Origin of the sequence: Streptomyces sp. NPDC004134, from assembly GCF_042874195.1 — a bacterium.
GTDB lineage: Bacteria > Actinomycetota > Actinomycetes > Streptomycetales > Streptomycetaceae > Streptomyces.
The window spans coordinates 34,107-59,931 of sequence record NZ_JBIAMS010000011.1 but is presented as its reverse complement, the minus strand read 5'-3'; the positions used below and the strand labels follow the sequence as shown (position 1 = coordinate 59,931).

Genomic DNA, 25,825 nt, shown 5'->3' with positions numbered 1-25,825 from the left:
GTGAGGAGCCGCGATGCACGACGACCGACTGCTGGCAGAGGGCCGGCTGGACCGCGCGCTGCGCCAGTTCATCCGACCCGCCCAGTACACCGAACGCGTCCCCCTGGAGCTGTCGGTGTGGCACCGGCCGGGTGAGCCGGTGCCGGCGGACGAGGCACTGAAGATCCCCCCGGAGGAGTACGCGCCCTTCACCGTCGGCACCGCCTGGGGGCCGCCGTGGTCGACCAGTTGGTTCCGGCTGACCGGCACGGTACCCGCGGGCTGGGCGGGGCGGCGCGTCGAGGCGGTGATCGACCCGGGGTTCGGCACCGAGATGCCGGGGTTCCAGGCCGAGGGGCTGGTGTACGACGCGGACGGGGCACCCGTCAAGGGCGTGCACCCGCGCAACCGCCATGTGCCGATCGCCTCCCCCGCGGCCGGCGGCGAGCCCGTACGGCTGCTGCTGGAGGCCGCCGCGAACCCCGCGGTGCTCCAGGACTTCACCCCCACCCTGCTCGGCGAGCTGCGCACCGCGGGCGACGCGCCGCTGTACACCTTCCGCTCCGCCGACCTCGCCGTGCTGGACGAGAACGTCTGGCACCTGATCCTCGACATCGAGGTGCTGTCGGAGCTGATGCACGAGCTGCCGGTGGACCGCGGCCGCCGGCACGACATCCTGCACACCCTGGACCGCATGCTCGACGTGCTCGACCTGCACGACGTGCCCGGCACGGCCGCCGCGGCCCGCGAGGTGCTGGCCCCGGCGCTGGCGCAGCCCGCGGCGGCCAGCGCCCACCGGGCGTACGCCACCGGGCACGCGCACATCGACTCCGCCTGGCTGTGGCCGCTGCGCGAGACGGTGCGCAAGGCGTCGCGGACGTTCGCGAACGTCACCGAGCTGGCGCTGTCCGGGGACTACCCGGAGCTGGTCTTCGCCTGCTCGCAGGCGCAGCAGTACGCCTGGGTCAAGCAGCACCAGCCGCAGATCTACGAGCGCATCCGCGCCGCCGTGCAGACCGGCCAGTTCGTGCCGGTCGGCTCGATGTGGGTGGAGTCGGACGCCAACATGCCGGGCGGCGAGGCGCTGGCCCGGCAACTGATCCACGGCAAGCGGTTCTTCGCCGAGGAGTTCGGCGTGGACACGCAGGAGGTGTGGCTGCCGGACTCCTTCGGCTACACCGCGGCGTTCCCGCAGCTCGCGCACCTGGCGGGGATCCGGTGGTTCCTCACCCAGAAGCTGTCGTGGAACCAGACCAACAAGATGCCGCACCACACCTTCTGGTGGGAGGGCATCGACGGCACCCGGGTCTTCACCCACTTCCCGCCGGTGGACACGTACAACGCCACCATGCACGCCGCCGAACTGTCGCTCGCCGAGCGCAACTTCGCCGACAAGGGGCGGGCGAGCATGTCGCTGGTGCCCTTCGGGTACGGCGACGGGGGCGGCGGGCCGACGCGCGAGATGCTGGAGAAGGCGCGCCGGCTGCGGTCGCTCGAGGGCTCGCCGCGGGTGGAGGTGGCCAACCCGGCGGTGTTCTTCGCGGCGGCCGAGGAGGAATACGGGGCGGCGGCGCCGGTCTGGTCCGGCGAGCTGTACCTGGAGTTCCACCGCGGCACGTACACCAGCCAGGCCGACACCAAGAGCGGCAACCGGCGCAGCGAGCACCTGCTGCGCGAGGCGGAGCTGTGGGCGACGGCGGCGGCGCTGGCGGATCCGGCGTACGCGTACCCGTACGAGGAGCTGGACCGGATCTGGAAGACGGTGCTGCTGCACCAGTTCCACGACATCCTGCCGGGCTCGTCGATCGCGTGGGTGCACCGGGAGGCGGCGCAGACGTACGCGGCGGTGGCGGAGGAGCTGGCGGGGATCATCGCCGCGGCGGTGGCCGCGCTGGGCGCCGCGGACGGGGACGGGTTCGCGGTGCTGAACGCGTCCCCGTACGACCGGGGGGAGGTCGTGGAGCTGGCCGCGGGCGAGGCCACGGCGCTGCCGCCGGAGGCGGTGGCGCAGCCGCTGGGCGACGGCCGGTCGCTGGCGCTGGTGAACGCGCCGGCCCTGGGCGCGGGTACGGCGGGCGCGGCGGCCGGGGCCGAGGTGTCGGCGGTGCAGGACGGCGCGCAGGTCGTGCTCGACAACGGGCTGCTGCGGGTCGTCGTCGACGGCGACGGGCTGCTGACCTCCGTACGCGACCTGACCGCCGGCCGCGAGGTGCTGGCGCCGGGCGCCCGCGCCAACCTGCTCCAGCTCCACCCGGACCACCCCAACCAGTGGGACGCCTGGGACATCGACAAGTTCTACCGGCGCACCCGCACCGATCTCGTGGACGCCGAGTCGGTGGAGGTCACCGAGTCGGGGCCGCTGCGCGCCGCGGTGCGGGTGGTGCGTACCACCGGCAGGTCGCGGATCGTGCAGGACATCAGCCTGGCCGCGGACAGCGGGCGGGTGGACTTCACCACCGAGGTCGACTGGCGGGAGGAGGAGAAGGTCCTCAAGGCCGCGTTCCCGCTGGACGTGCACGCCGACCGGTCCACGTCCGAGATCCAGTTCGGGCACGTGCACCGGCCGACGCACGCCAACACGAGCTGGGACGCGGCGAAGTTCGAGATCTGCGCGCACCGCTGGCTGCACGTCGGCGAGCCTGGGTACGGCGTGGCGGTGCTCAACGACGCCACGTACGGCCACGACGTGACGCGCGAGGCGCACGAGGCGGGCCTGGGCACGACGGTGCGGCTGACGATCCTGCGCGCACCGAAGTTCCCGGACCCGGAGACCGACCTGGGCGTCCACCGCTACCGGTACGCGCTGCTGCCGGGCGCGGACGTCGGCGCGGCGGTGGAACAGGGCCTGGCGCTGAACCTGCCGCTGCGCACGGCGCGTAAGGCGGCCAGGGCGCCCCTGGTGTCGGTGACCGACCCGGCGATCACGGTGGAGTCGGTGAAGCCGGCGGAGGACCGGAGCGGGGACGTGGTGGTCCGGGTGTACGAGTCGCGCGGGGGGCGGGCGTCGGGGACGCTGACGACGTCGTTCGCGGTCGGGGACGTACAGGTGACGGATCTGCTGGAGCGCCCGCTCGACTCGTCCGACGCGGCGCGGGAGGAGGGCGGCGGGGTGTCGCTGCGGCTGCGGCCCTTCCAGATCCTGACGCTGAGGATGCGGCCCGTACGGTGAGCCGAGGGGGCCCGGCGCCCGCGCCGGGCCCCCGTGCTCAGCTCTCCCAGAGGACGGCGGCGGTGCGGTCGTCGGCGAAGCCCTTGGCGCGCAGTTGGACGTCCCCGAGGAACGCCGCGAGCCCGGGCGGCGCCTCCTCGCCGCGCCACCGCTCCCCCAACTCGGCCGCCAGCCCGGGCGCGCCGCGCAGCGGCTCGGCGAACCCGGGGCTGCACAGCAGCAGTACGTCGCCGGGCCTGCCCTCCGAGGCGCGGAAGGCGAACGGGGCGGGCTCGCCGGGCTCCGGGGTGTCCACGAGCGCGCCGAACCCGGGCGGCGGCGGGCCCGCGGGGGCGGGGCGCTGCGGCTGGACGCCGAGGTCGACGGTGAGCCGGGGATCGGCCGGGGGCCGAGGAGCCGGGGTCTCGGCCGGCGGGGTCTCCGCCTCCGGCGGGGCGGGCTCCAGGTCCTGCCACTCGTCGCCGCGCAGCCGGAAGAGCCCGCCGGGTCCGGTGCCGAAGAACACCCGGGTGCGGCAGCCGGGGTCGGCCGACAGCAGGAGGCAGCGCAGCCCGGCGGTGTATCCGGCGGGATCCACCCCGAACTCCCCTGCCTGCGCGCGCATCAGACCGTAGGTCCGCCCGGTCAGCCGGTGCAGCCCGCCCTTCAGGGCGGCGCGGCGCCCGGTCCTCATGTCCTCGGACAGCCGCGCCCTGCTTCTGCCGACGGCCTCGCCCATCCACCGCACGAGCGAGTCGGCGGCCCGGTCGGTACGGGGCACGCCGCGCGCCCCGGTCGCGACGGCGACGAACACGAGCGCGTCGTCGCCGCCGCCGAACCGGGCGGTGAGGAGCGCGTCACGGCGCTGCTCGCCGCGGTAGCGGGGGCTGTCGCCCCGGGTGGAGACGGCGCGTAGCGTGAACGACCCGTACCGCGCCCCGTCGAGCACGGTGTCGGGCACCAGATCCCCCAGCGCCCCGGGCGCCACCTCGGGCAACGCGGTCGGCTCGGCCTCGTAGGTCGGCGGCCCCCCACCGACGAACTCGCCGCCGCGGCGGGCCCAGTCGGCGTCGGTGAGGGTGTCGGTGACGGACACCTGCCGCAGCCGCATGGTGGAGGTCGGGGCTTCCTCGGCGTCGGGCGGCGGCGCGGCGGCGCGTTGCGCCGGGGCGGGCACCGAGACGGAGGGCAGGGGCTCGGGCGCGGTGGGTTGCGCTGGAGCGGGCGGCCGGGAGGCGGGCGGCGCGGCCTGCGCGGGGGCAGGCGGCCCCGGTTGCTCTGCGACGGCGGGCGCCTGCGGCGCAGGGGGCGGCGGCGCGGGCGACTCCGGTGCCTGCGGGGCCCGTTGGCCCGGCGCGGGCGCCACGACCTCACCGAACCCGGCCTCCGCCACCCAGGCGGCGGGCGGCACCGGAGCCGGTGCGGGTGACTCCGGTACTTCCGGGGCCCGTTGCCCCGGCGCGGACGCCGCGGCCTCACCGAACCCGGCCTCCGCCACCGAGGCGGGCTCCGGGGCCGCGGAGGGCGCAGCTTCCGCGAGGGGAGGCTCTACGTCGTCCACCGAGTCCGGCAACCCAGCGTCAGCCGGGGCGGGCGTGTCGCGCGGGTCCGCCCCGGGCACCTCCTCGTCCGGCAATGCCTCATCCGCCGGGGCGCGTTCGCCCGCGGCGCGGTCCACCGAGTCCCACCACGGGGCGGCCTCTTCCGCCGCCGGCCCGGGAGGCTCGACCGGTTCCGGTTCCGGTTCCGGCTCCGGCTCCGGTTCGGGTACCGGTTCCGGTTTCCGCTCCGGGGCTCGCTCCGAGGTTCCCGGGGCCGGCCCGTCGTCCTCCCGCAGGCCCGCGAACACGTCGTCCGTCCAGCCGCGGCCCGCCGGCTCCTCGCGCTCCGTGAAGCCCGGGACCCCCGCCACCGACGGCGGCGGGGTCGAAGAGGCAGGCGGCGGCGGGTAGTCGGGGTCCTGCATCTGGTCGTACGGCTCCGCAGCCGACGGGCGTGCCGGACGCGCCACCGGACGCGACGACCCCGCCGCCCCCGGCGGAGCCGCTCCGTGCGGAGGCTCGTCCACCTCCTCGTCCACCGCCCGCGTCGCCGACGCGAAGCGGTCGTCGAGGGTGTCCCCCGCGCGCTGCGGGCCCGTGTCCGGTACCCCCTCCTCGTACAGGTCGTGCCACCACTCGTCCTCGGTGCGGCGTTCCCCCGCCGTCTCCCCCTGGCGATCCATGCTCCTATTGTTCCCCGCCGCCGCGCGCCGCAAGGGCCGGACCCGCAAGATCACGGCATGGGCCTTCCACCCGACCCACCGGTACGGTCAGGATGTGCAGGTGCTCGGAGCCATCGGACTCGACGACGTACAGGAGTCGGCCTACCGCGCGCTGGTCGCACTCGGCGCCGCCGACGTCCCCGAGCTGGCGCGGCGGTTGACGCTGCCCGAGCCGGAGGCGGTGCGCACGCTGCGGCGGCTGGAGCAGCACGGGCTGGCGGCGCAGTCGTCGGCGCGGCCCGGGCGCTGGGTGGCGGCGCCGCCGTCGGTCGCGCTGGGGGCGCTGCTGATCCAGCAGCGGCACGAGCTGGAGCGCGCCGAACTGGCCGCCGCCCTGCTCGCCGAGGAGTACCGCGCGGAGGCCGGTGAGCCGGCCGACGTACACGACCTGGTCGAGGTGGTGACCGGCGCGGGCGCGGTGGCGCACCGGTTCCTCCAACTGCAACTAGGCGCCGAGCAGGAGGTGTGCGCGCTCGTTACGCGGGAGCCGCTGGCCGTGCGCAGCCAGGACAACACCGCGGAGGAGAAGGCCGCGGGCCGCGGCGTGCGGTTCCGCGTGGTGCTGGAGCGCTCCCGGCTGCTGGCCCCCGGCACGGTGGCCGAGGCGGCGGAGGCGCTGCGCAGGAACGAGGAGTTGCGGGTCGCGGACGTGGTGCCGACGAAGCTGGTGATCGCGGACGGCGCGACGGCCATGGTGCCGATGTTCGCCGGGGCCGGCGAGCCCGCCGCGCTGGTGGTGCACGCGAGCGGGCTGCTGGAGTCGCTGACGGGCCTCTTCGAGAGCCTGTGGCGGCAGGCGCTGCCCCTTCGGCTGACCACCGGCGGCGCGGCGGTGGTGGAGCAGGCGGCGGACGGGCCCGACGCGGTGGACCTCCAGATCCTCGGCCTGCTGCTGGCGGGACTCACGGACGCGAGCGCCGCCAAGCAGCTCGACCTGGGGCTGCGGACCGTACAGCGGCGCGTGAAGCGGCTGATGGAGATCGCCGGGGTGCACACGCGGCTGCAGTTGGGCTGGTACGCGCACGAACGCGGCTGGTGCGCCGAGCAGCCGTCCTGAGCCGTCCCGGCGGATCACCCCGCTGACGGCCCGTCAGCGCGCGGCCGGGGACGGGAACCGCACGCCGGTGAGGTCCTCCGACAGCTCCCACAGCCGCCGCCCGGTCTCGGGGTCGGCCGCCGCCGCGGAGAGCCGCACCCGCGCCGGGCCGCCGCGGAGTTCGGCGAAGCCGTCGGGGCCGATGAACTCGCCGCCGCGCGCCTCGGGGGCGGTGGCCGCGTACAGCAGGGGCAGCACACCCCGCGCCGGGGACTGGGCCAGCGGGGCGAGGACGCGGCCGAAGAGCAGCTTCACCAGGCCGACGGGCGCGCTGGTCTGGAGGTTGGTGGCCGTGAAGCCGGGGTGTGCGAGCACGCTGCGCACGGGGCTGCCGGCGGCGGTGAGGCGCCGGTGGAGTTCGCGGCCGAAGACGGCGTTGGCGAACTTCGACTGGTTGTAGAACCGCATCGGCGCATACGTGCGCTCTCCAGCCAGATCGTCGAAGTGCAGCCGCCCCTGCCGGTGGTTGGTCGAACTCACCGTTACCACGCGGGGGTCGGCGCCGGTCAGCAGGTCGAGCAGGAGGCCGGTGAGGGCGAAGTGGCCGAGGTGGTTGCAGGCGAACTGCAGCTCGTGGCCCTGGGCGCTCAGGGTGCGCGGCGGCGCCATCAGGCCGGCGTTGTTGACGAGTACGTCGAGCCGGGGACGGGCGGCGCGCAGCCCGGCGGCGAAGGCCCGGACGGAGTCGAGGTCGGCCAGGTCGAGGCGGCGCACCTCCAGGCGGGCGCCGGGCTGCTCCGCGGTGATCCCGGCCGCGGCGCGGCGGCCCTTGGCGTCGTCGCGTACGGCGAGGATCACGTGTCCGCCCCTGCGGGCGAGCGCCCGGGTGGCCGCCAGGCCGAGGCCGCTGCCGGCGCCGGTGACGACGCACACCCGCTCGGTCTGGTCCGGTATCCGCGCCTCGGTCCAGCGCTGCTTCTCCGTCATGTGGCACATACTGACCTGGATGACACTTGGTGTCAATGCGTTACTGAGTGCCATGCACGGCATCGCGGTAGGGTTGCCGGGTGAGTTCCCGACCCGACGTCTCCATGGCCCAGCGCAAGCGCGAGCTCGTCGCCGGGGAGCTGAGCGAGGCGGCACTTCAGTTGCTGGCGTCGAAGGGATTCGACGCGGTCACCGTCGACGAGATCGCGGCCACCGCCGGCGTCTCCAAGCGCACGTTCTTCCGGTACTTCGCCTCCAAGGAGGACGTGGTCGTCCAGTTCCTCGCGGAGCTGGGCACCGGGATGCGCGCGGCGCTGTCGGCCCGCCCGGGTGCCGAGCGGCCTTCTGCGGCGCTGCGGGAGACCGTCTGGGCCGCCCTGGCCACCTGCGCCGACCAGTCGGACAGAACGCTGCGGGTGGTCGGGCTGATCCTCGGCACGCCCGCGCTGCGGGCGCGTTTCCTGGAGCACCAGGACCGGTGGCGCGACGACCTGGCGGCGGAGCTGGCACGGCGCCTGGGGCTCGGCGCCGGCACCGGCCTGTACCCCCAACTGGCCGCCGGGATGGCGCTCGGCGCCTTCGATACCGTGCTGCGGCGGTGGAGCGGCAGCGACGGCGCGGAGGACCCCGCGGAGCTGACGGACCGGGCCTTCGCCACGCTGGCCCCGGCGCTGGACGCCGCCCCCGGGTGAGCCGCCGCGGCGGCTCACGCCGCTGACGTACGGCGGCACGCGCCCGCCCGCCGGGCCGGGTCGACACCCCGGCCGCGCCCCGCGCCCTGTCTCTAGTGCTCTGACCACATTGGTTCGCCGGGTTGGTGGTCGGGGCGGTTGGATGTTTGTGTGATCGTCCGATCCGAGTGCTGGGGGTGTGGTGGCTGAGCCTGTCCGCGTGCGCAGGTTGACCGACCAGGAGGGGCAGAAGCTGCAGCAGATCGTGCGTCGGGGCAGCACCAGTTCGGTCCGCTTCCGACGCGCGATGATCCTGTTGGCGTCGGCCGGCGGGAACCGGGTCCCGGTGATCGCCCGGCTGGTGCAGGCCGACGAGGACACCGTCCGGGATGTGATCCACCGGTTCAACGAGATCGGCCTGGCCTGTCTGGACCCTCGGTGGGCGGGAGGCCGTCCCCGCCTGCTCAGTCCTGACGACGAGGACTTCGTTGTCCAGACGGCCACCACCCGCCCGACCAAGCTCGGCCAGCCCTTCACTCGCTGGTCCATCCGCAAACTGCTGGCCCACCTGCGGAAAGTCCATGGGCGGGTCATCCGCATCGGCCGCGAGGCGTTACGCCGTCTGCTCGCCCGCCGCGGCGTCACCTTCCAGCGCACCAAGACCTGGAAGGAGTCCCCGGACCCGGAGCGGGAGGCGAAGCTGGACCGGATCGAGGAGGTCCTGGACTGCTTCCCGGACCGGGTCTTCGCGTTCGACGAGTTCGGCCCGCTCGGCATCCGCCCCACCGGCGGTGCGGGCTGGGCCCCGGCCAGTCACCCCGAGCGGCACCCGGCGACCTACCACCGCACGCATGGCGTCAGGTACTTCCACGGCTGCTATTCGGTCGGTGACGACACGCTCTGGGGCGTCAACCGCCGGAAGAAGGGCGCCGCGAACACGCTGGCCGCGCTCAGATCGGTCCGAGCCGCCCGACCGGACGGCGCCCCCATCTACGTCATCCTGGACAACCTGTCCGCCCACAAGGGCGAGACGATCCGCCGCTGGGCGAAGAAGAACCGCGTCGAGCTGTGCTTCACCCCGACCTACGCCTCCTGGGCGAACCCGATCGAGGCGCACTTCGGGCCGTTGCGGCAGTTCACCATCGCCAACTCCCACCATCCCAACCACACGGTGCAGACCCGGGCCCTGCACGCCTACCTGCGCTGGCGCAACGCCAACGCCCGCCACCGCGACGTCCTGGCCGCCGAACGCAAGGCACGCGCCCGCATCCGCAGCGAGAAAGGCATTCGCTGGGGCGGGCGCCCCCTCAAGCAGCAGCCTGAACCAATCAGGCGAACCAATGCGGCGGTCACGGCCCTAGGTTGGCGGTATGAGCCTCGACATTCCTGACCAGGTCCGCAAGACGGTCGTAGCCGACGGGAACGAATCCTGGCTGGACGAGTTGCCAGGCGTGCTCGACTCGCTGGCCCAGGAGTGGTCTCTGATGATCGGGTCCAGCTTCGCGGGCGGTCACGCCGCCCTGGTCGTCGAGGTGACGCTTGTTGACGGGACTCCGGCGGTCCTCAAGATCGGTGTGCCAGGTCGGGACGTCGGACAGGAGGCCATGGTGTTGCGCCTGGCGAACGGAGGGGGATGCGCCAAGCTGTTGGGCGAAGACGTGGGTCGACAAGCCCTTCTGCTGGAGCGCCTTGGGGCTCCGATGTACGACATCGTCGCCGACCCTGCAAGCCGCCACAACTTGCTGTGCGAAGTGGCGGTTCGCCTGTGGCGTCCGATCGGTCCCGACATTGACCTTCCAACCGGCGCGAAGTTGGCTGAGCAGTACGCCGATCGGCTGCCGAAACTATGGGAGCAGGCGGGGCGACCGTGTTCGCCAGCCACTGTGGCGGACGCGCTGAATTGCATGAATCGTCGTCGCCTTGCCCACGACGATCGGTCCGCGGTTCTGGTCCACGGTGATATCCACGAGATGAACGCCCTGCAGGCGAGCGACGGCAGCTACAAGCTCATCGATCCAGCCGGGCTGCGGGCCGAACCGGCGTGCGATCTCGGCACCATCGTGCGTTGCAACCCGGACCTCGGCGACGACCTCTGGGCACGGACTGAGCAACTGGCTTCTCGCACGGGCGTGGATGCCACCGCCATCTGGGAATGGGGAACTATCCACCGAGTCTTCAGCGGCGTCTACGCCTGCAGCATTGACTTTCAGCCCTTTGGCGATCTGCTGCTGGCCGAAGCAGACCGCCTCACGGCGTAGTCACCACACATCCATCCGTCACGACGACCACCCCGGCGAACCTATGCGGTCACAGCACTAGCCTCGCCCCTTGCGCGCCCGCGCCTCGCGCTCCGCCGCGTCGCGGCGCTTCCAGTCCCGCCGCCGGTCCGCCTGCACCCGCAGGTCCGTGCGGGCGGCGATGCGTGCGTTCTCGCGCTGGAGCTTGCGGTAGCTGTCCAGGCGGCGCGGGTGCAGTTCGCCGTCCTCCAGCGCCGCGAGTACCGCGCAGCCCGGTTCCGCCGTGTGCGTGCAGTCGTGGAAGCGGCAGCGGGCGGCCAGTTCCCCGATCTCGGCGAAGACCTGCCCGAGCCCGTCGTCGGCCTCCCACAGGCCGACGCCGCGCAGCCCGGGGGTGTCGATGAGGACGCCGCCGCCGGGCAGCGGCAGCAGGTCGCGGGAGACCGTGGTGTGCCTGCCCTTGCCGTCCGCGTCGCGTACCTCGTGGACGCGCTGCGTGCCCTCCCCCAGCAGGGCGTTGGCCAGCGTGGACTTCCCGGCGCCGGAGGCGCCGAGCAGCACGGAGGTGCCGGTGGACAGCGCGGCGGCCACCTGCGGGACGCCCGCGCCGGTGGCGGCGCTGACCGCGAGGACCGCGGTGCCGGGCGCGAGTTCCTCGACGTCGTCGACGAGGTGCCCGAGGACCACGGGGTCCTCGACCAGGTCGGCCTTGGTGAGCGCGACCAGCGGTTGCGCGCCGCTGGACCAGGCGAGGGAGAGCAGCCGTTCCAGGCGGGCCGGTTCGATGTCGGCGGCGCTCGCCTCCGCGAGCGAGACGGCGATGACGGCGTGGTCGACGTTGGCGGCGATGACCTGGCCCTCGGAGCGCTTGGACGACGCCGAGCGCAGGAAGGCCGTGCGGCGCGGCAGCAGGGCCCGTACGGCGAACCGCTCGCCCGGTTCGAGCGCCGCCCAGTCGCCGGTGCAGGGCAGCCGGGCGAGGTCGGCTGTCCGGCCGGCGGCGCGGTCGGCGGCGGCGAGGCGGGCGGTGGTGGCGCGGACGGGCCCCGCCTCGGTGAGGGCGATGCACGAGCCGCGGTCCACCCGCGCGATGCGGGCCGGGATCAGCCCTTCGGACTCGTACGGCGCGAAGGCGTCGGCGGCGGCCTCATCCCAGCCGTAGGCGATCAGGCGGTGAGGTGCGGGAAGGTGTGTCAACGGAGCGACCCTTCAGAAAGGAGCGGGCGTGCGGCTGTCCTGCGGGGACTACGCCCCTGACGGCTTCGGTCATGGCCCTCACCTCCCTGGTCGATACCGGTCACGTGGTGCGCTGAAAGCGTATGCAGCCGCGCACGTGTCACGCCACGGGTTTTCCCCGCCCCCGCGGGCCGCCCGCCGCGCTCGTCCGGCGGGGCGCGGCGATCGGCGGCATGCTGGTGCGCAGGGGAGCGTCGCCGGGCGCGGCGCCGCTCCCGTACCCCCGCAGCCTCCGCGACGTGGACCGAGGTGACCGACGTGGCGTCCAACGAGGAGGTCGCCGCGCTCCTTCAGGAGTACGCCGACCTGCTGTCCATCACCGGCGGCGACGCCTTCAAGGCGCGCGCCTACGAGCGCGCCGCCCGCGCGGTCGCCAACCACTCCGCCGACGTGGCCGGGCTGAACGCCAAGGAGCTCAAGGAGATCCCCGGAGTGGGCGCCTCCATCGCGGGCAAGGTCGGCGAGTACCTGCGTACGGGCCACATCGCGGCGATCGACGAGGCCCGCGGACGGATCCCGGCCGGGGTCCGCGAGCTGATCGCGATCCCCGCGCTCGGCCCGAAGCGCGCGCTGGTCCTGTACGAGGAGCTGGGCGTGTCCTCCGTCGACGAGCTGGCGGCGGCCATCGGCGAGCACCGGCTGCGCGGCCTCAAGGGCTTCGGGCCGAAGAGCGAGGAGAAGCTGCTCCACGGCATCGACCTGCTGCGCTCGGCCACCGGCCGGATCCCCGTCGACACGGCGCTCGCGCTCGCCGACGACATCGTCGCGCGGCTGTCCGCGGTGACCGGCTGCGAGCGCTGCGCGTACGCGGGCTCGCTGCGCCGCCGCCGCGGGACCGTGGGCGACCTCGACGTGCTCGCCGCCGCGGCCGACTCCGCGCCGCTGATGGCGGCGTTCACCGGACTGGCGCACGTCGGCGAGGTCATCGGCTCCGGCGAGACGAAGACGAGCATCCGCACCACCGGCGGCGTCCAGGTCGACCTGCGGGTGGTGCCGCCGGGCGCGTGGGGCGCGGCGCTCCAGTACTTCACCGGCTCCAAGCAGCACAACATCCGGCTCCGCGAGATCGCCGTGCGCAAGAAGCTGAAGCTGTCGGAGTACGGGCTCTTCCACGCCCGCAGCGAACGCCGCATCCGGGTCACCACCGAGGAGGACGTCTACGCCCGCCTCGGCCTGCCCTGGATCCCGCCGCCGCTGCGCGAGGACCGCGGCGAGATCGAGGCCGCGGCCGCCGGCGAGCTGCCGGAGCTGGTGACGGAGGACGACCTGCGCGGCGACCTGCACACCCACACCGACCTCACCGACGGCATCGACACGCTGGAGGCGATGGTCGAGGCGGCCCGGGAGCGCGGCTACGCGTACTACGCGATCACCGACCACGCCCCCGAGCTGCGCATGCAGCGCATGACCAAGGAGAAGATGCTCGCCCAGCGCGAGACGGTGGCGGAGCTGGACGCACGCCACCGGCGGCGCTCGGGCGGGCTGCGGCTGCTGCACGGCACGGAGCTGAACATCGCGCCGGACGGCTCGGTCGACTGGCCGGGCGAGTTCCTGGAGACGTTCGACATCTGCGTGGCCTCGGTGCACTCGCACTTCACCCAGCCGAAGGACGAGATGACCCGCCGCTTCCTCGCCGCGGTGGAGAACCCGCACGTGCACGTCATCGGCCACCCCACCACCCGCAAGGCGGGCAAGCGGCCGGCGGTCGAGGCGGACTGGGACGCGGTGTTCGCGGCCTGCGCCCGTACGGGCACGGCGCTGGAGGTCAACGCCCACCCCAACCGGCTCGACCTGCCGGACGAGCTGATCCTGCGGGCGCGCGGCCACGGGGTGAAGTTCGCCGTGGACAGCGACGCGCACTCGGTGCCGGATCTGGCGAACATGCGCTACGGGGTGGGCATGGCGCAGCGCGGCTGGCTGACGCCCGCGGACGTGATCAACACCTGGCCGCTGGCGAAGCTGCGCCGCTTCCTGCGCGCGAAGGGGAAGTGACGCGCGCTCACTTCACCTCGTGCCGCTCGCTCTCCCCGTGCGCCGCGGACGCCGCCCCCGGGCCGCCCCACCGCCGCCGCTCCGGCGGCTTCGGCGGCTGCTCCGAAGATGCGGGCGGCTCAGGCGGCTCCAGCGGCCGGTCCTTCGCCCGGGACCTGCGGTCCTCCTCCGCCGCCTCCTCCTCTTCCTCCGCCCACTCCGGCTCGGGCTCCCGCGCCCGCTCCTCCGCGGAGGCGTCCCCGTCGAGCCCGCGCAGGCGCGCCTGCCGCTCCGCCGAGGCCGCCGCGACCAGCCGGGCAGCCGCCTCCTCCCGGGCGCGGGCGGTCTCGGCGCGGCCGGTGGCGGTGGCGACGGACGGCCAGACGCGGTCGAAGGCGGCGTTGACCGCCGCGCCGACCAGCACGGCGAACGCCGACACACCGAACCAGAGCAGCACCGCGACGGGCGCGGCCAGCGACCCGTAGATCGTCGGGCCCTCCACCGCGTTCAGCAGGTAGAGCCGCAGCAGCACGCTGCCCAGCAGCCACATGCCGAGCGCCACCAGCGCCCCGGGCAGGTCCTCCCGCCAGGGCGAACGCACGGGGACGGCCGCGTGGTAGAGCGTCGTGAGGAAGGCGACGGACAGCACCACGACGACCGGCCAGTACAGCACCCGTACGGCCGTCTCGCTCCACGGCAGCAGCTTCACCACCGCGTCAGGACCCGCCACCATCAGCGGCAGCGCGACCACGCCGATGACCAGCGCCACGAGGTACAGCCCGAACGCCAGCAGCCGCGTCCTGACGATGCCGCGGTGGCCTTCGAGCCCGTACATGATCGTGATGGTGTCGATGAAGACGTTCACGGCGCGCGAGCCCGACCAGAGCGCCAGCGCGAAGCCGAAGGAGATCAGGTCGGGGCGCCCGCCGCGGGTGACGTCGTCGAGCAGCGGGCGGACGATCTGGTCGACGCCCTTGGCGGTCAGGACCGTGTCGGAGGCGTCGATGATGTTGTGCCGGATGGTCTCGACGTCGATGAGCCACTGGTCGAAGTAGCCCAGCAGGCCGAGGAGGCCGAGGAGCAGCGGCGGCAGCGAGAGCAGGCTGAAGAACGCGGCCTCGGCGGCGAGCCCTATGACGCGGTGCTGCATGCAGGAATGGACGGTGTCCTTCAGCAGCAGCCAGGCCACCCGGCGCTTGGGCAGGTTCTGGTACAGGGCGCGGGCCCGGCTCAGCCGGCCGCGGGGTTCGCCGCGTCCGCCCTGTTCCGCACCCGTTTCCCGTTCTGCGCCCACCTGCCTACCGTAGCTGTCATGGCAGCAGGTACTCATACGGTGACGAATCAGGCACCACCCCTGGTCGGCTACGACGTCTACGCCGCCGACGCGGCCCTCACCGAGGCGGTCGAGCGGTACGTCGCGCCCGAGCGGCACGCCGAGGCGGACGCGGAGCTGACCGGGCTCGGCCGGGCGGCGGGCTCCGCCGAGGCGCAGCGGTGGGGCGCGGAGGCGAATGCCTCGCCGCCCGTGCTGCACACCCACGACCGCTACGGCCACCGCATCGACGAGGTCGCCTTCCACCCCTCCTGGCACCGGCTGCTCGCACGCGGTGTGGCGGCCGGGCTCACGGACGCCTGGGGGCGGCCCGACGGGCACGTGCGGCGGGCGGCCGGGTTCCTGGTGTGGACGCAGGCCGAGGCGGGGCACGGCTGCCCGCTGTCGATGACGCACGCCGCCGTGCCGGCGCTGCGCGCGCAGCCGGAGCTGGCGGCGGTGTGGGAGCCGCTGCTGACCTCGCGGGTGTACGAACCGGGCCTGGTGCCCGCCGCCGGGAAGGCGGGTGCGCTCGCCGGCATGGGGATGACGGAGAAGCAGGGCGGCTCGGACGTACGGGCCAACACCACCAGGGCGGAGCCGGCCGGGGACGGCGCGTACGCCCTGACGGGCCACAAGTGGTTCTGCTCGGCGCCGATGTCGGACGCCTTCCTGGTGCTCGCGCAGGTGCCGGACGGCGCCGGGCCCGGCGGGCCGACCTGCTTCCTGCTGCCGCGCGTGCTGCCCGACGGCAGCCGCAACACCTTCCTGCTCCAGCGGCTCAAGGACAAGCTCGGCAACCGCTCGAACGCCTCCGCGGAGGTCGAGTTCGACGGCACGACGCTCGCCTGGCGGGTCGGCGAGGAGGGCCGCGGGATCCCCGCGATCATCGAGATGGTCGCCGCCACCCGGGTCGACTGCGCGACCGCCGCGGCGGCCGTGATGCGCCAGGCGGTGGCGCAGGCGGTGCACCACTGCACGTACCGCGCGGCGTTCGGCGGGGTCCTCGCCGACAAGCCGCTGATGCGCAACGTGCTGGCGGACCTGGCGCTGGAGTCGGAGGCCGCGACGGCGCTGGCGCTGCGGCTGGCGGCGGCGTACGACACGGGCACGGACGAGGAGCTGGCGTTCCTGCGGCTGGCGGTGCCGGCGGCGAAGTACTGGGTGACCAAGCGGTGCACGCCGGTGGCGGCGGAGGCGCTGGAGTGCCTGGGCGGCAACGGGTACGTGGAGGAGTCGGGGATGCCCCGGCTGCTGCGCGAGGCGCCGCTGAACTCGATCTGGGAGGGCTCCGGCAACGTCCAGGCCCTCGACCTGCTGCGCGCGCTGCAGCGGGAGCCGCGGGCGGTGGACGCCGTGCTCACCGAGATCGGCCGGGCGCGCGGCGCGGACCACCGGCTGGACCGGGCGGTGAAGGACCTGCTGACCGAACTGGCGGACCTGGCGGGGGTCGAGACCCGGGCGCGCCGGCTCGCGGAGCGGCTGGCGCTGGTGCTGCAGGGGACGCTGCTCGTACGGCACGCGCCCGCGGCCGTCGCGGACGCCTTCTGCGCCTCACGGCTGGGCGGCGAGTGGGGTGCGGAGCTGGGCACGCTGCCGCACGGACTGGACCTGAGGGCGGTGGTGGACCGGGCCCGGCCGGTGCCCGCCGGCTAGGAACGCGACAGCGGAAGGTCCCTCCCGCAGGGTGGGGAGGAGACCTTCCGCTGTGTCAGGGCGTCGGAAAAGCGGTGCCGCGCCGACTCGGCACCCCCTCCGCTCGTCAACCCGGCTCCCACTCAACTCGTCGCGCACGCGCGCACGCAAAGGTTGCACACCGTTGCAGCTTGCTGCTGCGGCGTGGTCGGTTTGGTCCAAGAGGTGGGCGGAGGGGCGGTGCCGCGTGCACCATTGACCCCGGACCGGCTGAACGGACGGGCCAGCGGGGAGTGTTGTGCCGGAAAGTGCGGATGCGGGCGGCAGCGGGCGGGGGCACCGGCAGCGGAGCCGGGCGCGTGGCCCGCGGGCCGGCTGGGGGCGGGCGCTGACGACCAGCGGCGCGGGCGGCAGGCAGATCGGCGGCCGGGCAGCCGAGGCGTACGCGGTCCCCCTGCCCGAACTGCCGCCGGCCGCCCACGTACCCCGCGAGCTGATCGGCGACTCCTGGCGCCGCGCGGAGGAGCGCGGCCTGGACCGCGAGGACGGCCGGCCCCGGCGGGTGGGCGTCGCGGAGCTGGAGTGGCGGCGGCGTACGGCGGGCGTCGGCGTCCTGCGCGAGGTGCTGCGCGACGGGCTGATCCCGGCCGAGGAGAGCGTGCCCGAGCACGTCGTCGTGGTCACGGACGCCGACGGCGTGGTGCTGTGGCGGGAGGGCGAGCGCGCGATGCTCAAGGCGGTGAGCCGCATCGGCCTCGCGGAGGGCGCGACGTGGAGCGAGGACTCCGCGGGCACCAACGGCATCGGCACCGCGCTGGCGACCGGTCACCCCGTCGGCGTCTACGGCGACGAGCACTTCCTGCGCAACTGCCGCAGGTGGAGCTGCGCCGCCGCGCCGCTGACCGACCCGCGCGACGGCAGGCTGCTGGGCGTGGTCAACGTCACGGGCCCTGCGCGCACGATGCCGACGATCTCGCTGGCGTTCGTCACCGCCGTCGGCCGGGTCGCGGAGGGCGAGTTGCGCGACCGGCACTGGACGGCGATGGGGCGGCTGCGGGCCGTCGCGGCGCCCGTCCTCGCCGGCCTCGGCGGCCGGGCGCTGGCCGTCGACGAGCACGGCTGGACGGCGGCGGCCACCGGGATGGTGCCGCCGGAGCGGGTGGCGCTGCCGAAGTCGCCGGCGGCGGGCGCGTGCGTGCTGCCGGGGCTCGGGCGGTGCGCGCTGGAGCCGCTGCCGGGCGGCGGGTGGCTGGTACGGGTCGAGCCGGAGGGGCCGGCGGCCGGGCCGACGCGGGTGGTGCTGGACCTGACCCGGCCGGCGTCGCCGAGCCTGGTGGTGCTGGGCGGCGCGGGGCGGTGGTCGCAGCAGGTGAGCCCGCGGCACGCGGAGTTGCTGTACCTGCTGGCGGTGCACCGCGACGGGTTCAGCTCCACGGCGCTGGCCGACGCGCTCTTCGGCGACCCGGAGCGCACCGTGACCGTACGGGCGGAGCTGTCCCGGCTGCGCCGTAAGCTGGGCGGGCTGCTGGCGCACCGGCCGTATCGTTTCTCCGACGAACTCGACGTCCAGCTCCTGCTCCCCAGCCGCCCCGCCGACCTCCTCCCCCGGTCCACGGCCCCCGCGGTGCTGGCCGCCCGCCGCTGAGTTCGCCCGCGCGGGCTATGATCTCCCGCCCACGCGTCTGCAGGGGAGGAAGCGATGCCCGTCGGGCCCGCGACCGGTGACACCGTCTACGAACCCGTCCCCCTCTGGGCCAAGATCCCGCACGGGATCTGGCTCAGGGAAGCAACCTCGGTGGCCGTCGACTCGGCCGACCGCGTCTACGTCTTCAACCGCGGCAACATGCCGGTGCTCGTCTTCGACCCCGATGGCAACGTTGTCGACATGTGGGGCAACGACACCCCGTACCTCGGCACCGAGCTGTACGAGGACCCGTACGGCAACGTCCAGCCGCGCTGGCGCGGTTGCCGCTTCACCCGGCCGCACGCGGTCACCGTCGACCACGAGGACCACCTCTGGCTCGTCGACGACGTCGGCAACACGATCACCAAGACCGACCGCACCGGCACCGCCCTGCTGACCCTCGGCACCGGCGAGCCCAGCGGCTTCCAGAGCGGCGAGCCCTTCAACCGCCCCACGGACGTGGCGATATGCCCGCGCACCGGCGACGTCTTCGTCACCGACGGCTACGGCAACTCCCGCGTCCACCACTACGACCCCGCCGGCCGCCACCTCGCCTCCTGGGGCACCCCCGGCACCGACCCGGGCAGCTTCAGCCTCCCGCACGCGCTGACGCTCGCGGACGACGACGCGGTGGTCGTCTGCGACCGCGAGAACCACCGCGTCCAGGTCTTCTCCCGCACCGGCGACTTCCGCACCACCTGGCACGCCCACAAGGCGGTCGCCGTCTGCACCACGGGCACGGGCCCCGACACCCGCCTGTACGTGGCGGAACAGGGCCCGCCCCCGATCCAGCACGGCGTCCCCGGCATCGGCCACAAGATCCGCGTCTTCGACACGGCGGGCCGGGAGGTCACCCGCTTCGGCGCGGACCTCCCCGGCGAGTCCCCGGCGAGCTTCAACTGGCTGCACAGCATCGCGGTCGACTCGGCGGGCGACGTCTACGCGGCGGAGGTCTCGTACGTCGAGGTCGGCAGCAAACTGACCCCGCCCCGCGAGCTGATCAGCCTCCGCAAGTGGCGCCGGGTCTCGGGCTGACCCGGGCGCGGAAGACCTCACGCGCGGCCATGAGCTTCTCCGCGACCCGGTCGCGGAGAAGCTCGTACTCCTTCGCGCAGGCGGATCATCTGCGGCTGCACGTGTCCGGGCCCCAACTGCTGTGCACGGCACGCTCGATGTCGGTGGGAAGCAACGGCGGCATGCCGGGCATCCTCACACCCGCCACCGACGACGCGGCCCCGCGGCGGCGGCCCGTGCGTCCGGGCCGGTGCGACCCTCGCCCTGCCGATTCCCGGTCGCGCCGTGCCTACCGGCGGCCTTAGGCTCGCGCGAATGACATCCAGGGCGAACGAGACCGCGATCGGGCGGTGGAACGCCTCCACCACGCGCGAGGCGATGGAAACGGCGGCGGCAGACGGGGACTTCGCCAAACGGCACCTGGTCAACTCCACCCTGCTGCGGCTGCTGGGCGACGTGCGCGGCCGACGGCTGCTGGACGCCGGCTGCGGAAACGGGTACTTCAGCCGCATCCTCGCCGGGCACGGGGCGCAGGTGGTGGGAGTCGAGCCGACGGACGTGATGTGCGCCTTCGCCCGCGAGAAGGAGGCCGAGCTGCGGCAGGGGATGGCCTATGTCCAGGCAGACCTGACACGGCTGCCCGACCTGGGCGCCCCCTTCGACGCCGCGGTGTGCAGCATGGTCCTGATGGCGATCCCGGACTGGAAGCCTGCGATGCGCGCCTGCGTGGAAGCGGTGCGCCCGGGCGGCCCGCTCGTCTTCGCCCTGGTCCACCCCGCCTTCGAGCAACTGCTGGGCACCTGGGTGGAACACGGCGCGTACCGCGTGGAGAGGTACCTGGAGGAGTACGAGATCGCCGGGGCCGCCGCGTCCGACTTCCACCGCCCCCTCTCGGCGTACCTCAACGAGCTCGCCTCCCTCGGCTGCCGCCTGCGAGAGACGGCGGAGCCGGGGCTCGACCCGGCCGTAGCGGCGGCGGCCCGGCCCACCACTCCGGGAATCGACAGTTACGTCCACCTGCCGAACTTCCTGCTCTTCTCGGCCGAGGCGCCCGCCTGAGTGGCGACCGGACCCGCCGAAGCGGGGCCCGAGCAGCCCGGTACCGGCGCACAGCGCTCCGGGGCGTTACGCGGACAGTGGCAGTGGCTCCGCCGCGCACGCCTCGTCGTACCGCCGCGCCAGCAGCAGCGCCAGCTCCGGTGCCGCCCCCAGTACCGGCGCGAGCACGTCCGCCCGCGCCTCGGTGGCGCCCCGCACGATGCGGTCGGGCAGGTAGCCCGGGGCGATGACGTACGGCGCCACCGCCACCCGCTCGGCGCCGTCCGCGCGCAGCGCGCGGACGGCGTCGGCCGTACGGGGTGGTGCCGCGGAGGCGAACGCGGGCCGCACGGCGCACCATCCAGCGGTACGCCGCCACTCCCGCGCGGTCTCGGCGACGCTCGCGATCGCCTCCGGGTCGGAGGAGCCCGCCGCGGCCAGCACGACGCCCGTGCGGGCCCGCTCCGCGGGCAGGTGCAGCCCCGCCGCCGCCATCCGGCGGTCCAGCGCCGCCGTCAGCAGCGGGTCCGGGCCCAGCACGCCGCCCTGCACGACGCGCAGCCGCGGCAGCGCGGCCCGTACCTCGTCCAGCGCGGCGGGGATGTCGGACTTGGCGTGGAAGGCGCGGGCCAGCAGCAGTGGCAGCGCCACGACGTCCCGTACGCCCTCGTCGTACAGCCGCCGCAGCGCCCCCGGCACCCGCGGGGCGCAGTGGTCCAGGTAACAGGTCTCCACCCGCGCGTGCGGACGCGCCCCCGCCACCCGCGCCGCGAGCGCGGCGACGGTGGCGGCGTGCCGCGGGTCGCGGCTGCCGTGGGCGACGATCAGCAGTACGGGATGCATGGCTCGCAACGCTAGGACGGTCCGGTTGGGGCTCGGTTGGGTCGCGGTGGGGTCAGACGTTGATGCCGCACTCGGTCTTGGCGAAGCCGGCCCAGCGGCCCGCGCGGGCGTCCTCGCCGGGGGCGACGCGGCGGGTGCAGGGCGCGCAGCCGATGGAGGGGTAGCCGTCGGCCAGCAGCGGGTTGGTCAGCACGCCGTGCTCGGCGACGTACGCCTGCACGTCCGCCTCCGTCCAGCGGGCGATCGGCGAGACCTTCACCTTGCGCCGCTTGGCGTCCCAGCCGACGACCGGGGTGTTCGCGCGCGTCGGCGACTCGTCGCGGCGCAGTCCCGTGGCCCAGGCGTCGTACGCGGCGAGGCCGTCCTCCAGGGGCTGCATCTTGCGCATCGCGCAGCACAGGTCGGGGTTGCGCTCGTACAGCCGCGGGCCGTACTCGGCGTCCTGCTCGGCGACCGTCAGCCGGGGCGTGAGCGAGACGACGTTCACGTCCATCACGGCGGCGACGGCGTCGCGGGTGCCGATGGTCTCGGGGAAGTGGTAGCCGGTGTCGAGGAACAGGACGTCCACGCCCGGCATGGCACGGGACGCCAGATGGGCGACGACCATGTCCTGCATGGACGAGGTGACACAGAAGCGCTTGCCGAACGTGTCCGCCGCCCAGCGCAGGATCTCCAGCGCCGGGGCGTCCTCCAGCTCGCGGCCGGCCCGCTCGGCAAGCGCCGCGGTATCGGTGTCCGCGTCTTCGATGACCGTCATCGGTTGTGGTTCCCTCCATCGCTGTCGGGACGCAGGCCGTCGGCCAGCAGCCCGAGGAACGAGAGCTTGAAAGCGCGATTGCAGGACCTGCACTCCCACGCTGTGCCTTCTCCGCGGGAGGTCCCCTCCTCGGACGGGCGCAGGTCCTCGTCGCCGCAGTACGGGCAGTAGAACGGCGCCGCCCGCCCGCTCACTTGAGGTCCTCCTCGCCGGCCCGCGCGGCCCACTGGGCGAACCGCTCGCCGTCCTCGCGTCCGGCGGTGTAGCGGGTGAGCACGCGCTCGACGTACTCGGGGAGCTCCGCGGCGGTGACCTTCAGGCCGCGCACCTTGCGGCCGAAGCCCGGGTCCATGCCGAGGCTGCCGCCGAGGTGGACCTGGTAGCCCTCGACCTGCCGGCCGTCGTCGTCGGTGACGAGCTGCCCCTTCAGACCGATGTCCGCCACCTGGATACGGGCGCAGGAGTTCGGGCAGCCGTTGAGGTTGATGGTGATCGGCTCGTCGAAGCCGGGCAGCCGGCGCTCCAGCTCGTCGACGAGCGAGGCGCCGCGGGCCTTGGTCTCGACGATCGCCAGCTTGCAGAACTCGATGCCGGTGCAGGCCATCGTGCCGCGCCGGAACGGCGAGGGGTCGACCTGGAGGTCCAGCGCCGCCAGCGCCTCGCGCAGCGGCTCGACCTGGTCCTCCTCGACGTCGAGGATGAGCATCTTCTGTTCCACCGTGGTACGCAGCCGGTCGGAGCCGTGCTGCGCCGCCAGCTCGGCGATCTTCGTCAGCGTGCCGCCGTCGACGCGGCCCACGCGGGCGGCGAAGCCCAGGTAGTAGCGGCCGTCGTGCTGCCGGTGCACCCCGATGTGGTCGCGCCAGCGCTCGGCGGGCGCCGCGGGCGGCGGGCCGTCGGGGAGCGTGCGCAGCAGGTACTCGTCCTGGAGCACCTGGCGGAACTTCGCAGGGCCCCAGTCCGCGAGCAGGTACTTCAGCCGGGCCCTGTTGCGCAGCCTGCGGTAGCCGTAGTCGCGGAAGATGGCGACGACGCCCTCGAAGACGTCCGGTACGTCCTCGAGCGACGCCCAGGCGCCGATCCGTACCCCCAGCTTGGGGTTGGTCGACAGGCCGCCGCCGACCCAGACGTCGAAGCCCGGGCCCAGCTCCGGGTGCTCGACGCCGACGAAGGCGACGTCGTTGATCTCGTGCACGATGTCGAGCTGCCGCGCGCCGGAGATCGCACCCTTGAACTTCCGGGGCAGGTTCGAGTACGCGGGATTGCCCACCACGCGCCGCTGGATCTCCTCCAGCGCCGGGGTGCCGTCGATGATCTCGTCCGCCGCGATGCCGGCGACCGGCGAGCCGAGGACCACGCGCGGCACGTCGCCGCATGCCTCGGTGGTGGACAGGCCCACGGACTCCAGCCGGCGCCAGATCTCCGGGACGTCCTCGATCCGGATCCAGTGCAACTGGATGTTCTGCCGGTCGGTGAGGTCCGCGGTGCCGCGGGCGAACTCCTGGGAGATCTCGCCGATCGTCCGCAACTGGGTGACCGTCAGCCGGCCGCCGTCGACGCGGACGCGGAGCATGAAGTGCTCGTCGTCCAGCTCGTGGGGCTCCAGGATCGCCGTCTTGCCGCCGTCGATACCGGGCTTGCGCTGGGTGTACAGCCCCCACCACCGCATCCGGCCGCGCAGGTCGGCAGGGTCGATGGAGTCGAAGCCGCGCTTGGAGTAGATCGTCTCAATGCGTGTCCGCACATTGAGACCGTCGTCGTCCTTCTTGATCTGCTCGTTGGCGTTGAGCGGCGTGAAGTGGCCGGCGGCCCACTGGCCTTCGCCGCGGTGGCGGCCCGCCTTGCGGCGACCGGCCGCCGTGGGGCGCGAGGAGGAGTTAGCCATGACAGGGGTGTCCTTAAGGCAAGCGGAGGAGCCGGCCCTGAGCGCGTACGACCCTGGTGACCTGCGCAAACGGTTCTTCGGCAGGGCGGCTGTACAGGGGCGCGCGCGTGCGTCCGCGACGGTGGGGACGGCTGGGCGGCGGCGGGAGGTCGGCGGTGCTGTGACTTTCAGCCCGCCGGACAGATGGCGCTGGACATACGGCCGAGATCGACGTGACGCCGACTCACCAGGGCGACTCCAGCTCGATCCATGGAGAGAGCGTGGCATGGGGTGCCGCGGATCGTCCACAGTAATCCGCCATGCGGACAGTCCGGTCTTGCTATATGGACACCGGGGTTTAAGGCCCTATTTCCGCGGTCCGCCGGCCGGGGTGTCCTCGGTGCGGACGTCGAAGATCCGGAAGCCGCGGCGCCGGTAGTTGTCCAGGGCGTACGGGCCGTCATCGCTGCAGGTGTGCACCCACACCCGGCGCGTGGGCGGCCGCCCCGGCCACCGCTCCGCCAGGTCCCAGGCGCGCGCCGTGCCGACGGAGAGCAGGTGCCCGCCGACGCGCCGGCCGCGGAACGCGGGCAGCAGCCCGAAGTAGGTGATCTCCACCACCCCGTCCGGCTGCCCCTCCAACTCCAGGTAGCCGGCGGGCGTCCCGCGCTCGTACGCCACCCACGTCTCGGTGCCCGGCTGCTCGACGAAGGCGCGCCAGCGCTCCTCGTCCCACACCAGCCGGTCCGTCCAGGACACGTCGGCGCCGACGGCCCCGTAGAGATAACGGTTGAAACCCGGGGAAGGGATAGCGGCGCGTACGACGGTCAGCTCGCCGGCCGCGACGGCCGCCGGCGCGGCCGCCGGGGTGAGATCGTCCGCGGCGGTCTGCTCCAGCGACCAGGTGGTGAGGGCGGTGCTCTCCATGGGGGAATCAGACCACGGCGCACGGTGCCTTGCGGAGCCGGGTGCCGTGCAGGAATCTGCCTCACGACCCCTTGCCCGCGGGTGGGCGCCGCCCGTAGCTTATGGCAAGCGCTTTCTGTGGCCTTGGCCACTGTCGTAGCACCGCACCAGGCACCACTCGGCACCACCTGGCACCACCCTCACTGCACGACCGCAGGACGAGTCTCGGAACAGGCCGCCACGGTCACCGCCCGGACGCCACCCGGGCCGGTGCCGGGAGCCGTTCCACCGTCCGCACGACCGCACCGGCGACGGCCACGTGTTCAACCTCGATTGGATGCATCTCGAGTGACAACGGCACAGGACGACATCAAGGCGCCCGCCGCCGTCCCGACCGCTCCCGAGCGGACGGGGCGGCGCGGAGCGCGCCTCGGCAACCAGCTCGCCGCCTTCGGCTCCGCCGTGTGGCGGCCCCTCATCGTGCTCGCCGTGATCGGCCTCGTCTGGTGGTTCGTCACCGCGCGGGAGATGGTCGAGCGCTACCTCGTCCCCACCCCCGGCTCGGTCTTCGAGGTCATGTGGGAAGACCGCTCGATGCTGGCGGAGCACACCTACGTGACGCTGTACGAGACGGTCATCGGCTTCCTGCTGGCGGCTCTCATCGGCATCGCCTCGGCCGTGCTCATCGTCTACTCCAAGACCGCCGAGCGCTCCCTCTACCCGATCATCCTCTTCGCCCAGGTCATCCCGAAGATCGCCATCGCGCCGATCCTCATCGTGTGGTTCGGCACCGGGCTCTCCCCGAAGATCATCCTGGCGGTGCTGATCGCCTTCTTCCCCGTCGTCGTCTCCGGCGTCGCCGGGCTGCGCGACACCGACCCCGAACTGCTGGATCTCTCCGCGACGATGGGCGCCAGCCGGTGGAGCGTCTTCGTCAAGGTGCGCTTCCCCGGCGCGCTGCCACAGCTCATGGCCGGGCTGAAGGTCGCGGTGACCCTCGCCGTGGTCGGCGCGGTCGTCGGCGAGTTCGTCGGCGCCAGCGAAGGGCTCGGCTACATCCTGCTGCTCGCCAGCGGCAACCTGAACTCCGCGCTGCTCTTCGCGGACCTGATCCTCATGTCGGCGATCGGCGTGGTGCTGTTCGTCGTCATCGAGGTCGCCGAGTCCCTCCTCATCCCGTGGCACGCCAGCCGCCGCGAGGGCTCCAGCGTGACCATGGCGACGACCTGAGCGGGCCCCTTCCC

At 73.8% G+C, this 25,825-nt stretch carries 20 protein-coding genes and 1 pseudogene; 11 read left to right on the top strand and 10 right to left on the bottom strand.

Going from position 1 to position 25,825, the window contains the following annotated elements; all coding sequences use genetic code 11:
* Positions 1–13: 13 nt before the first annotated feature.
* Entirely contained in the window at positions 14–3,148 is a 3,135-nt protein-coding gene (locus tag ACFYVJ_RS16130; RefSeq protein ID WP_388891502.1) for an alpha-mannosidase, read from the top strand.
* A 37-nt stretch (positions 3,149–3,185) separates the two neighbouring features.
* Here the strand turns inward: ACFYVJ_RS16130 and ACFYVJ_RS16125 are convergent, their stop codons facing one another.
* Positions 3,186–5,351: a protein phosphatase 2C domain-containing protein gene (locus ACFYVJ_RS16125; RefSeq protein ID WP_388891499.1), complete on the bottom strand. Its 2,166-nt coding sequence runs from the start codon at positions 5,349–5,351 to the stop codon at positions 3,186–3,188.
* A 100-nt stretch (positions 5,352–5,451) separates the two neighbouring features.
* On the opposite strand from ACFYVJ_RS16125, the gene ACFYVJ_RS16120 reads away from it, so the two are divergent.
* Positions 5,452–6,447: a LuxR family transcriptional regulator gene (locus tag ACFYVJ_RS16120; RefSeq protein WP_101420782.1), complete on the top strand. Its 996-nt coding sequence runs from the start codon at positions 5,452–5,454 to the stop codon at positions 6,445–6,447.
* A 33-nt stretch (positions 6,448–6,480) separates the two neighbouring features.
* Here ACFYVJ_RS16120 and ACFYVJ_RS16115 read toward each other — a convergent pair whose 3' ends face one another.
* Positions 6,481–7,413 carry an oxidoreductase gene (locus ACFYVJ_RS16115; protein ID WP_388891496.1) on the bottom strand — a complete coding sequence of 311 codons (933 nt, stop codon included), beginning with the start codon at positions 7,411–7,413 and terminating at the stop codon, positions 6,481–6,483.
* 104 nt (positions 7,414–7,517) lie between these two features.
* Here ACFYVJ_RS16115 and ACFYVJ_RS16110 point away from each other — a divergent pair, with 104 nt between their 5' ends.
* The 3 genes and pseudogenes from ACFYVJ_RS16110 (at position 7,518) to ACFYVJ_RS16100 (ending at position 10,342) form a co-directional block, all read left to right on the top strand.
* Positions 7,518–8,105, top strand: a complete 588-nt coding sequence (locus tag ACFYVJ_RS16110; RefSeq protein ID WP_388891820.1) for a TetR family transcriptional regulator — start codon at positions 7,518–7,520, stop codon at positions 8,103–8,105.
* A gap of 181 nt (positions 8,106–8,286) precedes the next feature.
* Positions 8,287–9,393, top strand: a pseudogene (locus ACFYVJ_RS16105) (IS630 family transposase); the annotation flags it as partial.
* Between the two features lie 61 nt (positions 9,394–9,454).
* Positions 9,455–10,342, top strand: a complete 888-nt coding sequence (locus ACFYVJ_RS16100; protein WP_388891493.1) for an aminoglycoside phosphotransferase family protein — start codon at positions 9,455–9,457, stop codon at positions 10,340–10,342.
* A gap of 57 nt (positions 10,343–10,399) precedes the next feature.
* Here the strand turns inward: ACFYVJ_RS16100 and rsgA are convergent, their stop codons facing one another.
* A complete protein-coding gene (rsgA, locus tag ACFYVJ_RS16095; RefSeq protein WP_388891490.1) occupies positions 10,400–11,518 on the bottom strand; it encodes a ribosome small subunit-dependent GTPase A in 1,119 nt (372 codons plus the stop codon).
* Between the two features lie 288 nt (positions 11,519–11,806).
* Between rsgA and polX the strand changes: the two genes are divergently transcribed.
* Entirely contained in the window at positions 11,807–13,549 is a 1,743-nt protein-coding gene (polX, locus tag ACFYVJ_RS16090) for a DNA polymerase/3'-5' exonuclease PolX (protein WP_388891486.1), read from the top strand.
* A gap of 7 nt (positions 13,550–13,556) precedes the next feature.
* On the opposite strand, the gene ACFYVJ_RS16085 is transcribed toward polX, so the two are convergent.
* Positions 13,557–14,858, bottom strand: a complete 1,302-nt coding sequence (locus ACFYVJ_RS16085) for a YihY/virulence factor BrkB family protein (protein WP_388891483.1) — start codon at positions 14,856–14,858, stop codon at positions 13,557–13,559.
* Between ACFYVJ_RS16085 and ACFYVJ_RS16080 the strand changes: the two genes are divergently transcribed.
* From ACFYVJ_RS16080 to ACFYVJ_RS16065, 4 genes are all read left to right on the top strand, one after another.
* On the top strand, positions 14,841–16,496 hold the full coding sequence (locus tag ACFYVJ_RS16080) for an acyl-CoA dehydrogenase family protein (RefSeq protein WP_388891480.1): 1,656 nt from the start codon (positions 14,841–14,843) through the stop codon (positions 16,494–16,496). The genes ACFYVJ_RS16085 and ACFYVJ_RS16080 overlap by 18 nt on opposite strands.
* 277 nt (positions 16,497–16,773) lie before the next feature.
* On the top strand, positions 16,774–18,120 hold the full coding sequence (locus ACFYVJ_RS16075; RefSeq protein WP_388891477.1) for a GAF domain-containing protein: 1,347 nt from the start codon (positions 16,774–16,776) through the stop codon (positions 18,118–18,120).
* Positions 18,121–18,174: 54 nt separating this feature from the next.
* Positions 18,175–19,194: a peptidyl-alpha-hydroxyglycine alpha-amidating lyase family protein gene (locus ACFYVJ_RS16070; protein ID WP_388891474.1), complete on the top strand. Its 1,020-nt coding sequence runs from the start codon at positions 18,175–18,177 to the stop codon at positions 19,192–19,194.
* A gap of 294 nt (positions 19,195–19,488) precedes the next feature.
* Positions 19,489–20,232 carry a class I SAM-dependent methyltransferase gene (locus ACFYVJ_RS16065; protein WP_388891471.1) on the top strand — a complete coding sequence of 248 codons (744 nt, stop codon included), beginning with the start codon at positions 19,489–19,491 and terminating at the stop codon, positions 20,230–20,232.
* Between the two features lie 66 nt (positions 20,233–20,298).
* On the opposite strand, the gene ACFYVJ_RS16060 is transcribed toward ACFYVJ_RS16065, so the two are convergent.
* The 6 genes from ACFYVJ_RS16060 to ACFYVJ_RS16035 all read right to left on the bottom strand — a co-directional run bounded on the left by ACFYVJ_RS16060 (position 20,299) and on the right by ACFYVJ_RS16035 (position 24,602).
* The gene (locus ACFYVJ_RS16060) at positions 20,299–21,054 is read right to left on the bottom strand and encodes a sirohydrochlorin chelatase (protein ID WP_388891468.1); all 756 of its coding nucleotides are present in this window, start codon (positions 21,052–21,054) and stop codon (positions 20,299–20,301) included.
* 52 nt (positions 21,055–21,106) lie between these two features.
* Positions 21,107–21,811 carry a phosphoadenylyl-sulfate reductase gene (locus ACFYVJ_RS16055; RefSeq protein WP_388891465.1) on the bottom strand — a complete coding sequence of 235 codons (705 nt, stop codon included), beginning with the start codon at positions 21,809–21,811 and terminating at the stop codon, positions 21,107–21,109.
* Positions 21,808–22,005 (bottom strand): hypothetical protein, encoded by a 198-nt coding sequence (locus tag ACFYVJ_RS16050; RefSeq protein WP_388891462.1) that lies wholly within the window; start codon positions 22,003–22,005, stop codon positions 21,808–21,810. The genes ACFYVJ_RS16055 and ACFYVJ_RS16050 overlap by 4 nt, the downstream gene beginning before the upstream one ends.
* Positions 22,002–23,696 carry a nitrite/sulfite reductase gene (locus ACFYVJ_RS16045; RefSeq protein WP_388891459.1) on the bottom strand — a complete coding sequence of 565 codons (1,695 nt, stop codon included), beginning with the start codon at positions 23,694–23,696 and terminating at the stop codon, positions 22,002–22,004. Before ACFYVJ_RS16045 ends, ACFYVJ_RS16050 begins: the two co-directional genes overlap by 4 nt.
* A gap of 167 nt (positions 23,697–23,863) precedes the next feature.
* Entirely contained in the window at positions 23,864–23,947 is an 84-nt protein-coding gene (locus ACFYVJ_RS16040) for a putative leader peptide (RefSeq protein WP_367648462.1), read from the bottom strand.
* Positions 23,948–24,041: 94 nt separating this feature from the next.
* Entirely contained in the window at positions 24,042–24,602 is a 561-nt protein-coding gene (locus tag ACFYVJ_RS16035) for a GNAT family N-acetyltransferase (protein ID WP_388891456.1), read from the bottom strand.
* A gap of 327 nt (positions 24,603–24,929) precedes the next feature.
* Between ACFYVJ_RS16035 and ACFYVJ_RS16030 the strand changes: the two genes are divergently transcribed.
* Positions 24,930–25,811, top strand: a complete 882-nt coding sequence (locus ACFYVJ_RS16030; RefSeq protein WP_018836963.1) for an ABC transporter permease — start codon at positions 24,930–24,932, stop codon at positions 25,809–25,811.
* Positions 25,812–25,825 lie beyond the last annotated feature (14 nt).